We start from the raw sequence: 19,017 nt of genomic DNA, 5'->3' as shown, positions 1-19,017 counted from the left end.
GGCCTACAGGCGAAGGATCGCTTAGAACTTGGCGCTCAAGCCGAGGCGGTAGGTCGTCTCGCCCATGAAGGACCAGGCCGGGTAGCCCACCTTCATGCTGCCCTTGACGTCCGGGTTGCTGGCGTCGGCGGCACCGTACTGCACGTCGTCCTTCTTCAGCAGATTGACGGCTTCGAAGGTCAGGCGCAGGTTCTTGTTGATGTTCCAGCCTGCGCTGAAGTCCAGCGAACCGTACGGATCGTGCATGCGGTAGCTGTAGTAGCCCGTCTCACGGATCATGTACTTGGAGCGCCAGTTGTAGGCCAGGCGAGCGGTGTAGTTCTCCGTTTCGTAGAAGCCCACCAGGTTGACGGTGTGCTTGGACGATTGGGTGAACAGGGCCAGGCCGTCCGGGTAGCTGGAAGCGGGCGCCTTCGCGTCAGCGTAGGTGTAGCTGCCGGCGAAGCCGAAGCCGCTGTCCAGGCTGTGGTTGATCTGGGCTTCGAAGCCGTTGATCTTGCCGCCGCCGGCGTTGATGTACTGGTTGACGGTCCAGTTGTCGACCTTGCTCAGCGGATCCACCACGCCCAGCTTCTGGTTGGTCTTGACCAGGGCCGTGACGAAGTTGTCGATCGACTTGTGGAAGATCGCGGCGGACACCATGTTGCCCTTGCCGTAGTAGTACTCGATGCCCAGGTCGAACTGCTTGGAGGCCTGGGGCTTCAGGCCCACGGAGCCGAAGGTCATGGACTCGTTGCCGACGCGGTCATCGTTGTAGCCGGCCTGCTTGGTCAGGAACATGTACTCGAAGTTGGGGCGGGTGATGGCCTTGGAGGCGGCCAGTCGCAGCACCGTGTTCTTGTCGATGTTGTAGGCCGCATTCAGGCTGGGCAGCCAGTCGCTGTAGCTGGCCTTCTCCTCGCGGATGGTGTTGCCCCAGCCGTCGTTGTTGGGCACATCGTTGGCGGCCAGCGGCGTGCCGTCGAACTTGTAGCCACGACCGGTCACGTTGGTGTGGACGTAGCGCAGGCCGAAGTTGCCGCGCCAGCCGGCCTTCTCGAACTCGAACATGCCGTAGGCGGCACGGTTGTCCTCCTCGATCTCGGCGAAGCTGGAACGCTGGGGCGTCCAGGAGGCGGTGTTCTTGTCATACAGGGCGGCCATGGCGTCCAGGTTGGCCTTGGGGAAGTCCCAGCCATTGGGGCCCATCTTGATGGAGCCGCTGTACAGGTCGCTGGTGTTGCCCGAGACCACGGTGGGGCTGAACTTGGCGCGCAGGGCGCTCTGCTCGTACTTGTGGCTGGTCGCACGGACACCGGCCTTGAAGGAGGTCAGGCCGTTCCAGTCCAGGTCGTAGGTGGCGTCCGCCTGGGCGAAGTTCTCCTTGTCGGCGTTCGGCTGCTGCTGGTCGGTGGCCCAGCCGGTCGGCACGAGCTTGGAGGGCAGGTTGGACACCTTCACGTCCATGGGGACGGTCGGGGAGATCACGATCTGCTTGCCGGTAGCGTCGATGGTGCCCTTGAACTTGGGCAGGCTCTGGCCGTCATCCCACCAGCCCACGCCGTAGTTCATGGTGTGCGAGGTGCCGCCCTTGGCCTTGGTCTGGCCGGCCACGGCGTCGATCTTGAGACCATCGGCACGGAAGGAGCCGTTCAGCACCAGGCTGTCCGAGCTCATCTTGCCCTGGCGGGCCCAGGTCTGCATGAAGGTGTTGACGGGGTCGGCATCACCGGCCACGGCCTTGACGCACAGGCCTGCAGCGTTCTTCTGCTTGCAGTTGCTGTCGTTCTGACCCATGAACAGGTACAGATTGCTGTTCGTGTTGTCGCCCGTCAGGTCCAGGCTCAGGTAGTTCAGGCCCAGGTCGATGTTGTCAGCCGGCTTGCCCTGCAGCGTCACGTTCATGGCCGTGCGCTTGCGATCCTGGACGAAGGTGGCCGGGGCCACGTCGCCAGCCCAGCCTGCGTCGGATTCGATGCCGCGGCGGACGTACTCGCTCTTCTCCACAGCGCCGGCGACCAGCACACCGAAGGACTTGGCTTCATTGCGCCAGCTGTAGAGGCCGGCGACGTCCTTGGACAGGTCGGTGCTGACCGTGCCCTTGCCCAGCTTGAGGCTGGCGAAGGCGGTGCCGGCCTTGAGGTCCAGGGGCTTGCGCGTCTTGACGATCACGGTGCCGCCGATGCCGCCTTCGGTCAGGTCAGCCTGGGAGGACTTGTAGACCTCCATGCCGCCGATCAGCTCGGAGGGCAGCAGGGAGTAGTTGAAGGAGCGGTCCACCGTGGCCTGGTCGTACCAGCCGGTGGAAGCCACGCTCTGGCCGTTCAGGGTGGTGTAGGTCATCTGCGGATCAGAGCCGCGCACCGACACGGTGGCACCTTGGCCAAAGGCGCGGCCGACCGTGATGCCGGGCAGGCGGCCCAGCGATTCGCCGACGTCCGAGTCCGGCAGCTTGCCCACGTCTTCGGCGGTCACGGCGTCGACGACGGCGTTGGCATTTCGCTTGATGTTGGCTGCCGACTGCAGCGAAGCGCGGATGCCGGTGATGACCACCTGGTCCAGCTGATTGCCTTCCTTCTTGGCCGGCTCAGCCTGCTGCGCTTGCGCTGCCATGGCAACGCCCAGCAGGGTGATGGTCACCGCCGCGGCGATGGGGGTCTTTGAGACCTTCATGAACTGCTCCTCTTAGTGGCCAGTGAATTCGGTCTGGCCTGTTGAAAGACTTGGCATCAGAGGGCGGGATGAAAACTCATCCCCACTACGACACCACCAATACACACCTCAAATGCAACCAATGCCATGCCACTATAACGACCAATAGATCCACTTTGCTACCACTTTGAGGGGCGTGTTTTCCCTGCTGTGGCATCGCTGCGACCGCTGCGGGGCGGCCGGGTGCGGCCGCGTCGAATGCGGGCGGACATGGGGGTGGGCCGGCTGGCTTGGTAGTCGATTGGTATTGTTGATCGGCGGCGTAGTGGAGGGTGGATCCAGGACAGGCTCGCCTCGTTGTGGTGTGTGGGCCTGCGCATTCGGGCGCAAGTCCGGCGGCGTCATCTTGATATGCCTTCGCATAAGCTGCTATAGTCGCGGGCTCCGCTGATGCGGGTCTGGTTTTCGGTGATGTTTCGTGGCGCAAGCCGCGAGAGCTTGCCAGAAAGCAGGCTGGCAGCTGGGGCGCAGTGGCTCTGGTCCGGGTGCTTGAAGAATGCTTGAAAGAGTTTTCGAAAGTTGCTTGAGATCTGGAAAAGCTGTGCTACAGTAGCGGGCTTGCCTCGGAGGGGTGGCCGAGTGGTTAAAGGCAGCAGACTGTAAATCTGCCCGCTTACGCGTACGCTGGTTCGAATCCAGCCTCCTCCACCAAGGCAAAGCACACTCGATGAGTCGGTGGTTCTGGCTCAGAGAGAAAACTCCCGGGCGGGAGTAGTTCAATGGTAGAACCTTAGCCTTCCAAGCTAATGACACGGGTTCGATTCCCGTTTCCCGCTCCAGCGGCAGCTTGAAGGTCATGTCGGCACCGGTTTGATGAAAGCGTCTTTCGTCGTCGTCAAACCCGTGTCGATGCCCATGTGGCTCAGTGGTAGAGCACTCCCTTGGTAAGGGAGAGGTCACGCGTTCGATCCGCGTCATGGGCACCACCTCCTTTCTCCCCTTCTCTTTTCTGATCTGATCGCCAGGAGCGCAAGATGGCAAAAGGCAAGTTTGAACGTACCAAGCCGCACGTGAACGTGGGCACGATTGGTCACGTTGACCATGGCAAGACCACGCTGACGGCTGCTATCGCGACCGTGCTGTCGAAGAAGTTCGGCGGCGAGGCCAAGGCCTACGACCAGATTGACGCTGCGCCGGAAGAAAAGGCTCGTGGCATCACGATCAACACCGCGCACGTCGAGTACGAGACCGCCAACCGCCACTACGCTCACGTGGACTGCCCGGGCCACGCTGACTATGTGAAGAACATGATCACCGGTGCTGCCCAGATGGACGGCGCGATCCTGGTGTGCTCGGCCGCTGACGGCCCGATGCCCCAGACCCGCGAGCACATCCTGCTGGCACGTCAGGTCGGTGTGAAGTACATCATCGTCTTCCTGAACAAGTGCGACATGGTGGACGACGCCGAGCTGCTGGAGCTGGTGGAAATGGAAGTCCGCGAGCTGCTGAGCAAGTACGACTTCCCCGGCGACGACACCCCGATCGTGAAGGGTTCGGCCAAGCTGGCACTGGAAGGCGACACGGGCGATCTGGGCGAGCAGGCCATCATGCGCCTGGCTGACGCTCTGGACAGCTACATCCCCCAGCCTGAGCGTGCTGTGGACGGCGCGTTCCTGCTGCCGGTGGAAGACGTGTTCTCGATCTCTGGCCGTGGCACCGTGGTGACCGGTCGCGTCGAGCGCGGCATCATCAAGGTTGGCGAGGAAATCGAAATCGTCGGCATCCGTGATCTGCAAAAGACCACCGTGACCGGCGTGGAAATGTTCCGCAAGCTGCTGGACCAAGGTCAGGCTGGCGACAACGTCGGTATCCTGCTGCGCGGCACCAAGCGTGAAGACGTCGAGCGCGGCCAAGTGCTGGCCAAGCCCGGCACGATCAAGCCGCACACCCACTTCACCGCTGAGATCTATGTTCTGAGCAAGGAAGAGGGCGGCCGTCACACCCCGTTCTTCAACAACTACCGTCCCCAGTTCTACTTCCGTACCACGGACGTGACCGGTGCCGTGGAGCTGCCGAAGGACAAGGAAATGGTCATGCCCGGCGACAACGTCGGCATCACCGTGAAGCTGATCGCTCCGATCGCCATGGAAGAAGGTCTGCGCTTCGCTATCCGCGAAGGTGGCCGTACCGTCGGCTCGGGCGTGGTTGCCACCATCATCGAGTAATCTTTGAAAGGCCACAGGGGCATAGCTCAATTGGCAGAGCGTCGGTCTCCAAAACCGAAGGTTGGGGGTTCGAGACCCTCTGCCCCTGCCAGCAATCTCTGATCAGGATTGTTGGTCTTTGTGGTCAAGCCAAGCCCGCGGGAGTTCGTCTCGGCGGGCTTTGCTGCTGATGGGTCAGGATTGACCCTTGCCCGATACGGGCGCTGAAAGCGAATCGAATGTCCAATCCTCAAGTCGAAACCGTCACCTCCGGTGCCGACAAGGTCAAGCTGGCCGGTGCCGTGCTGCTGCTGATCGGCGCACTGGTGGCCTTCTATGCCTTGTCCAAGCAGGGCGCGCTGGCCCAGTGGGGCGCCTTGCTCGTGCTGCTGGCTGCTTCGGCCGGTGCCTTCTTCACCTCCGAATCCGGCAAGTCCCTGATCGCCTATGGCCAGGACTCGCTGCGCGAGGTGCGCAAGGTGGTGTGGCCCACCCGCAAGGAAGCGACGCAGATGACGGGCTACGTCTTTGCCTTCGTTGTCGTGATGGCGCTCTTCCTGTTCCTCACGGACAAGACCCTGGAATGGGTGTTGTATGACCTGATTCTGGGTTGGAAGCGCTGAGCTGGTGCAAAAGGACTGATATGAGCGAAGAGCAACAAGTTGCCGCGACCGATGCCGCACCGGCCGGCCTGCCCAAGCGCTGGTACGTGGTCCATGCCTATTCGGGCATGGAGAAGGCTGTCGAGCGCAACCTGCGCGAGCGCATCGATCGCGCCGGCATGCAGGACAAGTTCGGCCGCATCCTGGTCCCCACCGAAGAAGTGGTGGAGCTGAAGAACGGCAAGAAGTCCGTGACCGAGCGTCGCTTCTTCCCCGGCTACGTGCTGGTGGAAATGCTCATGGACGACGACACCTGGCACCTGGTCAAGAACACCTCCAAGGTGACGGGCTTCGTGGGCGGCGCCAAGAATCGCCCCGCTCCGATCTCCGAGCACGAAGTGATGAAGATCGTCAACCAGATGCAGGAAGGCGTCGAGAAGCCCCGGCCCAAGGTCGAGTGGACGGTCGGCGAAATCGTCCGCGTCAAGGAAGGCCCCTTTACCGACTTCAATGGCGCCATCGAGGAAGTCAACTACGACAAGTCCAAGGTGCGCGTCTCGGTCACGATCTTCGGTCGTGCCACGCCGGTGGAGCTGGACTTCTCGCAGGTCGAGAAGGTCTGACGCCAAGAACAAGGGCCCGATGCGGCCCTTCAGGTGCTTCTGGCATCTGGACAACGCATCCGTAGCCAGTCCGGGACGAGACACGGACAAGAGGAGCCAGGGTAAAGGCGCAAGTCCCAGTCCCTGGCGCTAGCACTCAGGCGCAACGGCGAGGCCGCCGTGGCGCTTCTAGGAGAAAACATGGCCAAGAAGATTGTCGGCTTCATCAAGCTGCAAATTCCGGCTGGCAAGGCAAATCCTTCGCCTCCGGTCGGTCCCGCGCTGGGTCAGCGCGGCCTGAACATCATGGAATTCTGCAAGGCGTTCAACGCCCAGACGCAGGGCTATGAGCCGGGCATGAAGCTGCCGGTGGTGATCACCGCCTTCGCAGACAAGAGCTTCACCTTCATCATCAAGTCGCCTCCCGCGACCGTGCTGCTGAAGAAGGCTGCCAAGATCGAGAAGGGCTCGCAGCGCCCCCACCTGGACAAGGTCGGCAAGCTGACCCGTGCCCAGCTGGAAGAGATCGTCAAGACCAAGCAGAAGGACCTCACCGCTGCTGATCTGGACGCTGGCGTTCGTACGATCGCTGGTTCGGCCCGCTCGATGGGCATCATCGTGGAGGGTGTGTGACATGGCTAAGCTGACCAAGAAGCAAAAAGCTCTGCAAGGCAAGGTCGAGAGCACCAAGCTGTACCCCCTGGGTGACGCTCTGAACCTGGTCAAGGAACTGGCCACCGCCAAGTTCGATGAGTCCATCGACGTGGCCGTGCAACTGGGCATCGATGCCAAGAAGTCGGACCAAGTGGTGCGCGGCGCTGTCGTGCTGCCCCATGGCACCGGCAAGACCAAGCGCGTGGCGGTGTTCGCCCAAGGCGCCAAGGCTGAAGAAGCCAAGGCTGCCGGCGCTGACGTCGTCGGCATGGAAGACCTGGCTGAGCGCGTGAAGGCTGGCGACATGCCCTTCGACGTGGTCATCGCCTCGCCCGACACCATGCGTATCGTTGGTACCCTGGGTCAGATCCTGGGCCCCCGCGGCCTGATGCCGAACCCCAAGGTCGGCACCGTGACCCCGGACGTCGCCACCGCTGTCAAGAACGCCAAGGCTGGCCAGGTCCAGTTCCGCGTCGACAAGGCCGGCATCATCCACGGCACCATCGGCCGTCGTTCCTTCGACACCGACAAGCTGCAAGACAACCTGCGTGCACTGGTTGAGGCTCTGAACAAGTCCAAGCCGGCTACCAGCAAGGGTGTCTACCTGCGCAAGGTGGCTGTGTCTTCGACGATGGGCGTCGGCGCCCGCGTCGAAATCGCCAGCATCAACGCTGCAGCCGCTGCCTAAGTGCAGAAGCCTGGCGCCCCGGCGCCAGGCGGCAATGAATCTGCGCGGTGCGAGTCTGGCATCGCGCGACAAGATTGGTGGGGCGCTTTTGTCATCTGACGGAAGCGCGTCATCCAAGACCGCTGGTGTGAAGCCCTGCAGTACCGGGGGTGACGCTTAATGGCCACTTCGTGTGGCAGCCAGCGCAGATGGCGAACCCGCTGAAGGGAAAGTTTTGTGCCCGGACCGAGAGGTCCAGGTGTGAGTTCCTGACAGAAGGTCGCTGAATTCCGGTGTGCCGGAGGTCGCAAGACCGAAGGCATTTTTGTGAGGAGTAGACCTTGAGTCTCAATCGCAACGAGAAAGCAGCCGTCGTGTCGGACGTGGCAGCCCAGGCTGCCAAGGCCCAGACGCTGGCGCTGGCCGAGTACCGTGGCCTCACCGTTGAAGCCTTGAACAAGCTGCGCGTCACTGCGCGTGCCCAAGGTGTGTATCTTCACGTGCTGAAGAACACCCTGGCCCGTCGCGCTGTCGCTGGCACCTCGTTCGAGGTCGCATCGGAGAGCATGGTCGGCCCGCTGATCTACGGCTTTTCGGAAGATGCTGTCGCGGCTGCCAAAGTCATCGCTGACTTTGCCAAGACCAATGACAAGCTGGTGATCAAGGGCGGCGCCTATGGTGGCAAGGCCCTGGACGTCAATGGCGTGAAGGCCCTGGCCGCCGTGCCGAGCAAGGAAGTGCTGCTGTCGCAAGTGGCCGGCCTGCTCAAGTCGCCCGTGCAGCGTACCGCTGCCGTGCTGGCTGCACTGGCTCAGCAACGTGGTGGCGGCGCAGAAGCCGAAGCCCCGGCTGCCGCCTGATCGACGACGATCACCGCATCAACTGCAACTTATCTGTATTTAGGAAACATCATGGCATTCGATAAAGACGCATTCCTGGCTGCTCTGGACAGCATGACCGTTCTGGAACTGAACGACCTGGTCAAGGCCATCGAAGAGAAGTTCGGCGTGTCCGCCGCTTCCATGGCTGCTCCCGCTGCTGGCGGTGCTGCTGGCGGCGGCGCTGCTGCTGCTGAAGAAAAGACCGAGTTCACCGTGGTGCTGGCTGAAGCCGGTTCCAACAAGGTGGGCGTGATCAAGGCCGTGCGTGAAATCACCGGCCTGGGTCTGAAGGAAGCCAAGGACCTGGTCGACGGCGCTCCGAAGCCCGTCAAGGAAGGCGTTGCCAAGGCTGACGCCGAAGCCGCTAAGAAGAAGCTGGAAGAAGCCGGCGCCAAGGTCGAACTCAAGTAATTCGTACGGCGTTCGGCTACTGCGCCGGCCGATCTCGGGCTTTCGATGCTCGCCGTACCCAAGTACGGCTGCGCGTCTCAAGCCCGACCTCGACCAGCTCGCTACGCCGCCCGCCGCACGAATTCAGGTTCACCTGGATTCGAGAAGGGGTTGCCTTTGGGCTTCCCCTTTTTCGTCATTGCGGGTTTATCTTGATTGAGAACAGCTGAAAGTGCTTCGCGAGGTATCATTCGCGGTTCTTTCAAGTGTTCTCTGATCCGACTGCAGAGAGCAGGTTTGGTCGGACTCTGGTGACGCATGAGCATGCGGCCGGGGTTGTCCGCCAGCGGTTGGTAGTGGCCAACCACCAAGCTTCGGGTGCAATGCCTGAATAGCCAGTCGCCGACGCAGCCCCTGCCATGGCCAGGTGGGGGCTAGCCACGGAGTGTTTATGGCGCAAACAACCCCCTACAGCTATACCGAGCGCAAGCGTATCCGCAAGAGCTTCGGCAAGCGCGAGAACGTCCAGAACGTTCCCTATTTGCTGACCATGCAGAAGGACTCTTACGTCGCCTTCCTGCAAAAAGACCTTCCCCCCGCCAAGCGCAAGCCAGAAGGCTTGCAGGCAGCCTTCCTCTCCGCCTTCCCGATCGTGTCGCACAACGGGTTCGTGGAGATGAAGTTCCTCGAGTACAACATCGCCAAGCCGCCGTTTGACACCCGCGAGTGCCAACAGCGTGGCCTGACCTATGCAGCGGCCGTCCGCGCCCGCCTGCAGATGATCATCTACGACCGCGAGAGCCCCCAGGCCAAGACGGTCAAGGAAATCAAGGAACAAGAGGTCTACATGGGCGAAGTGCCCCTGATGACCGATTACGGTTCCTTCATCGTCAACGGCACCGAGCGTGTCATCGTCTCGCAGCTGCACCGCTCGCCCGGCGTGTTCTTCGAACACGACAAGGGCAAGACCCACTCGTCCGGCAAGCTGCTGTTCTCTGCCCGCATCATTCCCTACCGCGGCTCCTGGCTGGACTTCGAGTTCGACCCGAAGGACATCCTGTACTTCCGCGTCGACCGCCGCCGCAAGATGCCGGTCACCATCCTGCTCAAGGCTATCGGCCTGAATCCCGAGCAGATCCTGGCCCACTTCTTCGTGTTCGACAACTTCCGTCTGATGGACTCCGGTGCCCAGATGGAATTCGTGGCCGACCGCCTGAAGGGTGAGGTCGCCCGCTTCGACATCACCGACAAGAACGGCAATGTCCTCGTCGAGAAGGACAAGCGCATCACCGCCCGCCATGTGCGCCAGCTGGAGCAGTCCGGCACGCAGCACGTCACGGTGCCCGAAGACTTCCTGGTCGGCCGCGTGCTGGCCAAGAACATGGTCGACGGCGACACCGGCGAGATCATCGCCAAGGCCAATGACGAGCTGACCGACTCGCTGCTGAAGAAGCTGCGCAGCGCCGGCATCAAGGACATCCAGTGCCTGTACACCAACGAGCTGGATGAAGGCGCCTACATCAGCCAGACCCTGGCCCTGGATGAGACCACCGAGCAGCTGGCTGCCCGCGTCGCCATCTACCGCATGATGCGCCCTGGCGAGCCGCCGACGGAAGACGCCGTCGAGGCTCTGTTCAACCGCCTGTTCTACAGCGAAGACACCTACGATCTGTCGCGCGTCGGCCGGATGAAGTTCAACGCCCGCGTGGGCCGCGACACGCCGGAAGGCAACATGACCCTGTCGAACGAGGACATCCTCGACGTGGTCAAGATCCTGGTGGAGCTGCGCAACGGCCGCGGTGAAGTCGATGACATCGACCACCTGGGCAACCGTCGCGTGCGCTGCGTCGGCGAACTGGCCGAAAACCAGTACCGCTCGGGCCTGGCCCGTATCGAGAAGGCCGTGAAGGAGCGTCTGGGCCAGGCTGAAACCGAAGCCCTGATGCCGCACGACCTGATCAACTCCAAGCCGATCTCCGCGGCGCTCAAGGAGTTCTTCGGTGCCTCGCAGCTGTCCCAGTTCATGGACCAGACCAACCCCCTGTCCGAGATCACGCACAAGCGTCGCGTCTCCGCACTGGGCCCGGGCGGTCTGACCCGTGAGCGCGCCGGCTTCGAAGTCCGTGACGTGCACCCCACCCACTACGGCCGCGTCTGCCCGATCGAAACGCCGGAAGGCCCGAACATCGGTCTGATCAACTCGCTGGCCCTGTACGCCCAGCTGAACGAGTACGGCTTCCTCGAGACGCCTTACCGTCGCGTGGTCGATGGCAAGGTGACCGACCAGATCGACTACCTGTCGGCCATCGAGGAAGGCAAGTACGTCATCGCCCAGGCCAATGCCACCCTGAACAAGGAAGGCCAGCTGGTCGACGAACTGGTGTCCGCCCGTGAGAACGGCGAATCGGTGCTGACCTCGCCGGAGCGCATCCAGTACATGGACGTGGCCCCGACGCAGATCGTGTCGGTTGCAGCCTCGCTCGTGCCCTTCCTGGAGCACGATGACGCGAACCGCGCACTGATGGGCGCCAACATGCAGCGTCAGGCTGTGCCGACCCTGCGCCCCGAAAAGGCCTTCGTCGGTACCGGCGTGGAGCGCGTGGCGGCCAAGGACTCGGGCACGGTTGTCGCGGCCCGCCGCGGCGGTATCGTGGACTATGTCGACACCAACCGTATCGTGATCCGCGTCAATGACGAGGAAACGGTGGCCGGTGAAGTCGGCGTCGACATCTACAACCTGATCAAGTACCAGCGTTCCAACCAGAACACCAACATCCACCAGCGCCCGATCGTGCGCCGTGGTGACAAGGTGGCGGCCGAGGACATCATCGCCGATGGCGCCTCGACCGACATCGGTGAACTGGCCCTGGGCCAGAACATGCTGGTCGCCTTCATGCCCTGGAACGGCTACAACTTCGAAGATTCGATCCTGATCTCCGAACGCGTGGTGGCCGAAGACCGCTACACCTCGATCCACATCGAGGAACTGGTGGTCATGGCCCGTGACACCAAGCTGGGCTCCGAGGAAATCACCCGCGACATCCCGAACCTGTCCGAGCAGCAGCTGGCTCGCCTGGACGAGTCCGGCATCGTCTACATCGGTGCTGAAGTCGGCCCCGGCGACGTGCTGGTCGGCAAGGTGACCCCGAAGGGCGAAACCACCCTGACCCCGGAAGAGAAGCTGCTGCGTGCCATCTTCGGCGAGAAGGCGTCCGACGTGAAGGACACCTCGCTGCGCGTGGACCAGGGCACCTCCGGCACCGTCATCGACGTGCAGGTCTTCACCCGTGAAGGCATCCAGCGCGACAAGCGCGCCCAGCAGATCATCGACGACGAGCTGAAGCGCTTCCGCCTGGACCTGAACGACCAGCTGCGCATCGTGGAGGCCGACGCCTTCGACCGTATCGAGAAGCTGCTGAACGGCAAGGTCGCCAATGGCGGTCCCAAGAAGATTGCCAAGGGCACGGTCATCACCAAGGACTACCTGGCCGAGGTCGAGAAGTTCCACTGGTTCGACATCCGTCCCGCCGAGGACGAGATCGCCAACCAGCTGGAATCGATCAAGAACTCGCTGGAGCAGACCCGTCACAGCTTCGACCTGGCCTTCGAAGAGAAGCGCAAGAAGCTGACGCAAGGCGACGAGCTGCCCGCTGGCGTGCTGAAGATGGTCAAGGTCTACCTGGCCGTCAAGCGCCGCCTGCAGCCTGGCGACAAGATGGCCGGCCGTCACGGCAACAAGGGTGTCGTGTCCAAGATCACCCCGATCGAAGACATGCCCTACATGGCCGACGGCACCCCCGCCGACATCGTGCTGAACCCGCTGGGCGTGCCCTCGCGGATGAACGTGGGTCAGGTTCTGGAAGTGCATCTGGGCTGGGCCGGCAAGGGCATCGGCCAGCGCATCGGCGACATGCTCCAGCAGCATGCAGCCGTCAGCGAGCTGCGCAAGTTCCTGGACGAGCTCTACAACAAGAGCGGCGGCAAGTCTGAGAACCTGGACGAGCTCAGCGACAAGGAAGTCGTCGAGATGGCCCAGAACCTCTCCAAGGGCGTGCCTTTCGCGACCCCGGTCTTCGACGGTGCCAAGGAAGAGGAAATCCGCGGCATGCTGAAGCTGGCCTACCCGGACGACATCGCCGCCAAGAAGGGCCTGACCGAAACCCGCACCCAGGCCTATCTGTACGACGGCCGCACCGGCGAGCAGTTCGAGCGTCCGACGACCATCGGCTACATGCACGTGCTGAAGCTGCACCACTTGGTGGACGACAAGATGCACGCCCGCTCGACCGGCCCGTACTCGCTCGTCACGCAGCAGCCGCTGGGTGGTAAGGCGCAGTTCGGTGGCCAGCGCTTCGGTGAAATGGAAGTGTGGGCCCTGGAAGCCTACGGCGCGTCCTACGTGCTGCAGGAAATGCTGACCGTGAAGTCCGATGACGTGAACGGCCGCACCAAGGTCTACGAGAACATCGTCAAGGGCGAGCACGCCATCGACGCCGGCATGCCGGAGTCGTTCAACGTGCTGGTGAAGGAAATCCGTTCGCTCGGTATCGACATCGAGCTCGAGCGCAACTAAGAGACGGAACAGGAGAAACACATGAAAGGTTTGCTGGACCTGTTCAAGCAGTTCACGCCGGACGAGCACTTCGACGCGATCAAGATCGGGCTGGCTTCGCCCGAGAAGATCCGTTCGTGGTCTTTCGGTGAAGTGAAGAAGCCCGAGACCATCAACTACCGGACCTTCAAGCCGGAGCGTGATGGCCTGTTCTGCGCCAAGATCTTCGGCCCGATCAAGGACTACGAGTGCCTGTGCGGCAAGTACAAGCGCCTGAAGCACCGCGGCGTGATCTGCGAGAAGTGCGGCGTCGAAGTGACCCAGACCAAGGTGCGCCGCGAGCGCATGGGCCACATCGACCTGGCGGCTCCCTGCGCCCATATCTGGTTCCTGAAGTCCCTGCCTTCGCGCCTGGGCCTGGTGCTGGACATGACGCTGCGCGACATCGAACGCGTGCTGTACTTCGAAGCCTATGTGGTCGTCGATCCCGGCATGACCCCGCTGAAGAAGTTCTCGATCATGAGCGAGGACGACTACGACGCGAAGCGTGCCGAGTACGGTGACGAGTTCATCGCGCTGATGGGCGCCGAGGGCATCAAGAAGCTGCTGGAGGAGATGGATCTCGACATCGAGATCGATCGCCTGCGCAACGACATGACCGGCTCGGAGCTCAAGGTCAAGAAGAACTCCAAGCGCCTGAAGGTCATGGAAGCCTTCAAGAAGTCCGGGATCAAGCCGCACTGGATGATCATGGACGTGCTGCCCGTGCTGCCGCCGGACCTGCGTCCGCTGGTGCCGCTGGATGGCGGCCGCTTCGCGACCTCGGATCTGAACGACCTCTACCGTCGCGTCATCAACCGCAACAACCGTCTGGCTCGCCTGCTGGAGCTGAAGGCCCCTGAGATCATCGTGCGCAACGAAAAGCGCATGCTGCAGGAAGCCGTCGACTCCCTGCTGGACAACGGTCGCCGCGGCAAGGCCATGACGGGCGCCAACAAGCGCGCCCTGAAGTCCCTGGCCGACATGATCAAGGGCAAGAGCGGTCGCTTCCGTCAGAACCTGCTGGGCAAGCGCGTGGACTACTCCGGTCGTTCCGTGATTACCGTGGGCCCGACCCTGAAGCTGCACCAGTGCGGCCTGCCGAAGCTGATGGCGCTTGAGCTGTTCAAGCCCTTCATCTTCTCGCGCCTGGAAGCCATGGGCATCGCCACGACCATCAAGGCGGCCAAGAAGGAAGTCGAATCCGGCACCCCGGTGGTGTGGGACATCCTGGAAGAGGTGATCAAGGAGCACCCGGTGCTGCTGAACCGCGCACCGACCCTGCACCGCCTCGGCATCCAGGCCTTCGAGCCCGTGCTGATCGAAGGCAAGGCCATCCAGCTGCACCCCCTCGTCTGCGCGGCCTTCAACGCCGACTTCGACGGTGACCAGATGGCCGTCCACGTGCCCCTGTCCATCGAAGCGCAGATGGAAGCCCGCACCCTGATGCTGGCCTCCAACAACGTGCTGTTCCCGGCCTCCGGCGAGCCCTCCATCGTCCCGTCTCAAGACGTGGTGCTGGGCCTGTACTACGCCACCCGCGATCGCATCAACGGCAAGGGCGAAGGCATGGTCTTCTCCGACGTGTCGGAGATGCTGCGTGCGCTGGAGAACGGCGTGGTGGAAATCACCGCCAAGATCAGCGTGCGTCTGACCGAGTACACCAAGGACAAGGAAACGGGCGAGTGGATCCCCGAGACCAAGCTGGTGGACACGACCGTCGGTCGCGCCCTGCTGTCCGAGATCCTGCCCAAGGGCCTGCCGTTCTCGAACATCAACAAGGCGCTGAAGAAGAAGGAAATCTCGCGCCTGATCAACACCTCCTTCCGCAAGTGCGGCCTGAAGGAAACCGTGGTGCTGGCAGACAAGCTGCTGCAGTCCGGCTTCCGCCTGGCCACGCGCGCCGGCATCTCGATCGCCATCGACGACATGCTGGTGCCCAAGCAGAAGTACGAGCTGATCGAGCGCGCCGAGAAGGAAGTCAAGGAGATCGAGCAGCAGTACGTCTCGGGTCTGGTGACTGCCGGTGAACGCTACAACAAGGTGGTGGACATCTGGGGCAAGACCGGCGATGAAGTCGGCAAGGTCATGATGTCGCAGCTGTCCAAGCAGAAGACCATCGACCGCAACGGCAAGGAAGTGGATCAGGAGTCCTTCAACTCCATCTACATGATGGCTGACTCCGGTGCCCGCGGTAGCGCGGCCCAGATTCGCCAGCTGGCCGGTATGCGGGGCCTGATGGCCAAGCCGGACGGCTCGATCATCGAGACGCCCATCACCGCGAACTTCCGCGAAGGCCTGAACGTTCTGCAGTACTTCATTTCCACCCACGGTGCCCGTAAGGGTCTGGCGGATACGGCACTGAAGACCGCGAACTCGGGTTACCTGACCCGTCGTCTGGTCGACGTGACGCAGGATCTGGTGGTGGTTGAGGACGATTGCGGCACCGACAACGGCATCAACATGCGTGCCCTGGTCGAGGGCGGTGAAGTCATCGAGTCCCTGCGCGATCGCGTGCTGGGCCGCGTGGCTGCCATCGACGTCGTGCATCCGGAAACCCAAGGCGTCCTGCTGACGGCCGGCAACATGCTGGACGAAGACACCCTGGACGTGCTGGAACAGGCCGGCGTGGACGAGATCAAGGTCCGCACCCCGCTGACCTGCGGCACCCGCTTCGGCCTGTGCGCCAAGTGCTATGGCCGTGACCTCGGCCGTGGCGGCCTGGTCAACACCGGTGAGGCCGTGGGCGTGATCGCTGCACAGTCGATCGGTGAGCCGGGTACCCAGCTGACCATGCGTACGTTCCACATCGGCGGTGCCGCTTCGCGTGCTGCCGTGGCCTCGAGCGTGGAAGCCAAGTCGGACGGCATCATCGGCTTCAATGCCACGATGCGCTACGTCACGAACGGCAAGGGCGAGCTGGTGGTGATTTCCCGTTCCGGTGAAATCATCATCGCCGACCAGCACGGTCGCGAGCGTGAGCGTCACAAGGTGCCTTACGGCGCGACCCTGAACGTCAAGGCCGACCAGACCCTCAAGGCTGGCACGGTGCTGGCGAACTGGGACCCGCTGACCCGCCCGATCATCACGGAATTCGCCGGCCAGGCGAAGTTCGAGAATGTCGAGGAAGGCGTCACCGTGGCCAAGCAGGTCGACGAAGTGACCGGTCTGTCCACCCTGGTGGTGATCGATCCCAAGCGTCGTGGCGCCGCCAAGGTGGTGCGTCCGCAGGTCAAGCTGCTGGATGCCAATGGCCAGGAAGTGAAGATCCCCGGCACCGACCACTCGGTGACCATCGGCTTCCAGGTCGGCGCGCTGATCCAGATCCGCGACGGTCAGGACCTGGCTCCTGGTGAGGTGCTGGCCCGTATCCCGGTCGAAGGTCAGAAGACCCGAGACATTACCGGCGGTCTGCCTCGCGTGGCAGAACTGTTCGAAGCCCGCTCGCCCAAGGACAAGGGCGTGCTGGCCGAGCAGACCGGTACGGTCTCCTTCGGCAAGGAAACCAAGGGCAAGGTTCGCCTGCAGATCACCGATCCGGACGGCAAGGTCTGGGAAGAACTCGTGCCCAAGGAAAAGAACATCCTGGTGCACGAAGGCCAGGTGGTCAACAAGGGTGAAGGCATCGTCGACGGCCCGGCCGATCCGCAGGACATCCTGCGTCTGCTGGGTATCGAGGAACTGGCTCGCTACATCGTCGACGAAGTGCAGGACGTCTACCGTCTGCAGGGCGTGAAGATCAACGACAAGCACATCGAGGTGATCGTTCGCCAGATGCTGCGCCGCGTGCAGATCGTCAACCCGGGTGACTCGCACTACATCATCGGTGAGCAGGTCGAGCGCTCCGAGCTGCTGGACACCAACGACCGCCTGCGCGGCGAGGGCAAGCTGATCGCCACGCACGCCGACGTGCTGCTGGGCATCACGAAGGCCTCGCTGTCGACCGACTCCTTCATCTCGGCCGCTTCCTTCCAGGAAACGACCCGCGTGCTGACCGAGGCTGCCATCATGGGCAAGCGCGACGAGCTGCGTGGCCTGAAGGAAAACGTGATCGTGGGTCGCCTGATTCCCGCCGGTACTGGCATGGCCTTCCACCAGGCCCGTCGTGCCAAGGAAGAAATGGACGACGCCGAACGTCGCGCCATCGCCATGCAGGAAGCCGAGGAAATGGCTGCCGTGCAGCTGGCCGCTCTGGACGAGCCGGCTGGCGAAGGCTCCGCCGAGTAAGGCTGGATGCAAGGGCCGGGGCAACCCGGCCTGCGCCCCCGACAAGCCGCCGCACCCGAAAGGGGCGGCGGCTTTTTTCTACCCGTTTCTCGCGCCAGCGCGCGGATCAGAGAGGATCAGAGGGGCGCGGTGCCCGCCGCGGGAGCGGCTTGCGTGAGCGCCAGCCACTGATCGGGCTTCAGGATGGCCAGCCCGTGCTTGCGGGCGCGCTTGGCCAGGGCCAGGACATCGCCGTCCCGGCTGATCAGGGCGTCCGCCTTCTGGGCCAGCGCCAGGTCGATGAACTTCTGGTCATCCTTGTCGCGACATTTGAGGAGGGGCAGGGCGGCTTCTTCCGCGAGGGGCTCGTGCATCCGGCACAGGCGTGCGAACACCTCCGCGATGCTGGCCGGGTCCGGACTCCAGCGGGCCGCCACGCCTCGTGACAGGACATGGAGCAGCTCATCCCGCATGGCAGTGCTGCCAATCCAGACCCAGTGACCCGCCTCGATGGGCTCGGCCAGGGCTCGAATGCCCGGGTCGCGGAACACCAGCCACTCCATCACCACCTGGGTGTCCAGCACCAGCCGCGGCGCTGCGCTGCGGGCGGCAGCCGGCCCGCCTGCAGTCTCGCCGTGGCGGGAGGTGATGGTGTGGACGGGGGGACTCGAATGCGAGGTGGGCATCAGGAGGAGATGAGGCATGTCAGGGGAGGGGAGCGGCACGTCCCTGCCACCACTGCCCAGCAGGCTTGGCGGGTGGGGCCGAGGAATGCGAGGCCGGTGGCTGATCGTGAGTCGTCAGGAGGTGCTCATTTTCCCAGCAATGCCCCTGCCCATCGGCGTTGCGGGCACCGCCGCTTGTGCAAAAGATGCTCGCTGGCATACAATCGAGGGCTCTCTAGTTGGTCTAGCTGCGCCCATCGAGGTGCAGACAGCTTGAACTCAGCGTGCGGCGCCTTGGCGTTGCGCGCTTTTGCGCTTCTTTTTGTGCTTCTCGCGGCAGCGTCGCAGGGGCGCGTGGGCACGATGTTCAGGCGGTGTTTTGCCAGGGGGTGAAACATGTCGGGCGACTAGAGGTCTGTGACTTCAAACGGGAACAAGTTACTTATGCCAACCATCAACCAGCTCGTGCGCCAAGGTCGTGAGACCGAGGTCACGAAGTCCAAGTCGCCTGCCATGCAGGCATGCCCCCAGCGTCGTGGCGTGTGCACCCGCGTGTACACCACGACCCCCAAGAAGCCGAACTCCGCTCTGCGTAAGGTCGCCAAGGTTCGCCTGACCAACGGCTTCGAGGTGATTTCCTACATCGGCGGTGAAGGCCACAACCTTCAAGAGCACAGCGTCGTGCTGGTGCGCGGCGGCCGTGTGAAGGATCTGCCGGGTGTTCGTTACCACATCGTCCGCGGTTCGCTGGACCTGCAAGGCGTCAAGGATCGCAAGCAGTCCCGTTCCAAGTACGGTGCCAAGCGCCCGAAGAAGGCTTAATTGAGTTGTCACGACCGGCCCTCAGGCTCTGGTCGGATGTTTTTGCGGAGCGCATGACCCCAAAGTGGGCACAGCGGCCGAGTAAGTGGATGTCCCGAATGC

The 19,017-nt window shown here is 62.9% G+C and carries 12 protein-coding genes and 4 tRNA genes; 14 read left to right on the top strand and 2 right to left on the bottom strand.

The features are described from left to right. Positions 1-21: 21 nt before the first annotated feature. On the bottom strand, positions 22-2,652 hold the full coding sequence (locus tag O9Y01_RS13175) for a TonB-dependent receptor (RefSeq protein WP_269632016.1): 2,631 nt from the start codon (positions 2,650-2,652) through the stop codon (positions 22-24). Positions 2,653-3,256: 604 nt separating this feature from the next. Between O9Y01_RS13175 and O9Y01_RS13170 the strand changes: the two genes are divergently transcribed. The 13 genes from O9Y01_RS13170 to rpoC all read left to right on the top strand — a co-directional run bounded on the left by O9Y01_RS13170 (position 3,257) and on the right by rpoC (position 17,449). Next, positions 3,257-3,342, top strand: a tRNA-Tyr gene (locus tag O9Y01_RS13170). A gap of 54 nt (positions 3,343-3,396) precedes the next feature. After that, positions 3,397-3,470, top strand: a tRNA-Gly gene (locus tag O9Y01_RS13165). Between the two features lie 72 nt (positions 3,471-3,542). Then, positions 3,543-3,617 (top strand) — tRNA-Thr (locus O9Y01_RS13160). Positions 3,618-3,665: 48 nt separating this feature from the next. Next, positions 3,666-4,856 carry an elongation factor Tu gene (tuf, locus tag O9Y01_RS13155; RefSeq protein WP_183103973.1) on the top strand — a complete coding sequence of 397 codons (1,191 nt, stop codon included), beginning with the start codon at positions 3,666-3,668 and terminating at the stop codon, positions 4,854-4,856. Positions 4,857-4,871: 15 nt separating this feature from the next. After that, positions 4,872-4,947, top strand: a tRNA-Trp gene (locus O9Y01_RS13150). Positions 4,948-5,074: 127 nt separating this feature from the next. Next, a complete protein-coding gene (secE, locus tag O9Y01_RS13145; protein ID WP_269632015.1) occupies positions 5,075-5,458 on the top strand; it encodes a preprotein translocase subunit SecE in 384 nt (127 codons plus the stop codon). Positions 5,459-5,478: 20 nt separating this feature from the next. Next, positions 5,479-6,060 (top strand): transcription termination/antitermination protein NusG, encoded by a 582-nt coding sequence (gene nusG, locus O9Y01_RS13140; RefSeq protein ID WP_269632014.1) that lies wholly within the window; start codon positions 5,479-5,481, stop codon positions 6,058-6,060. A 180-nt stretch (positions 6,061-6,240) separates the two neighbouring features. Beyond that, positions 6,241-6,672 carry a 50S ribosomal protein L11 gene (rplK, locus tag O9Y01_RS13135; protein WP_195795794.1) on the top strand — a complete coding sequence of 144 codons (432 nt, stop codon included), beginning with the start codon at positions 6,241-6,243 and terminating at the stop codon, positions 6,670-6,672. Position 6,673: 1 nt separating this feature from the next. Further along, positions 6,674-7,381 (top strand): 50S ribosomal protein L1, encoded by a 708-nt coding sequence (gene rplA, locus O9Y01_RS13130; RefSeq protein ID WP_269632013.1) that lies wholly within the window; start codon positions 6,674-6,676, stop codon positions 7,379-7,381. 320 nt (positions 7,382-7,701) lie between these two features. Continuing rightward, positions 7,702-8,220, top strand: coding sequence for a 50S ribosomal protein L10 (gene rplJ / locus O9Y01_RS13125; protein ID WP_183103978.1), 519 nt, complete (start codon positions 7,702-7,704; stop codon positions 8,218-8,220). A 51-nt stretch (positions 8,221-8,271) separates the two neighbouring features. Continuing rightward, a complete protein-coding gene (gene rplL / locus O9Y01_RS13120; protein WP_269632011.1) occupies positions 8,272-8,652 on the top strand; it encodes a 50S ribosomal protein L7/L12 in 381 nt (126 codons plus the stop codon). Positions 8,653-9,082: 430 nt separating this feature from the next. Then, positions 9,083-13,204, top strand: coding sequence for a DNA-directed RNA polymerase subunit beta (gene rpoB / locus O9Y01_RS13115; protein WP_269632010.1), 4,122 nt, complete (start codon positions 9,083-9,085; stop codon positions 13,202-13,204). A gap of 21 nt (positions 13,205-13,225) precedes the next feature. Beyond that, positions 13,226-17,449 (top strand): DNA-directed RNA polymerase subunit beta', encoded by a 4,224-nt coding sequence (rpoC, locus tag O9Y01_RS13110; RefSeq protein WP_269632009.1) that lies wholly within the window; start codon positions 13,226-13,228, stop codon positions 17,447-17,449. Between the two features lie 116 nt (positions 17,450-17,565). Here rpoC and O9Y01_RS13105 read toward each other — a convergent pair whose 3' ends face one another. Continuing rightward, a complete protein-coding gene (locus O9Y01_RS13105; protein WP_269632008.1) occupies positions 17,566-18,132 on the bottom strand; it encodes a putative toxin-antitoxin system toxin component, PIN family in 567 nt (188 codons plus the stop codon). A 405-nt stretch (positions 18,133-18,537) separates the two neighbouring features. Between O9Y01_RS13105 and rpsL the strand changes: the two genes are divergently transcribed. Beyond that, positions 18,538-18,915: a 30S ribosomal protein S12 gene (gene rpsL / locus O9Y01_RS13100; RefSeq protein ID WP_183103984.1), complete on the top strand. Its 378-nt coding sequence runs from the start codon at positions 18,538-18,540 to the stop codon at positions 18,913-18,915. Positions 18,916-19,017: the final 102 nt, after the last annotated feature.

Origin of the sequence: Pelomonas sp. BJYL3, from assembly GCF_027257975.1 — a bacterium.
GTDB lineage: Bacteria > Pseudomonadota > Gammaproteobacteria > Burkholderiales > Burkholderiaceae_C > Roseateles_B > Roseateles_B flavus.
Note: the sequence above shows the minus strand (reverse complement) of the source record. Positions and strands in the feature narration are given on the sequence as shown.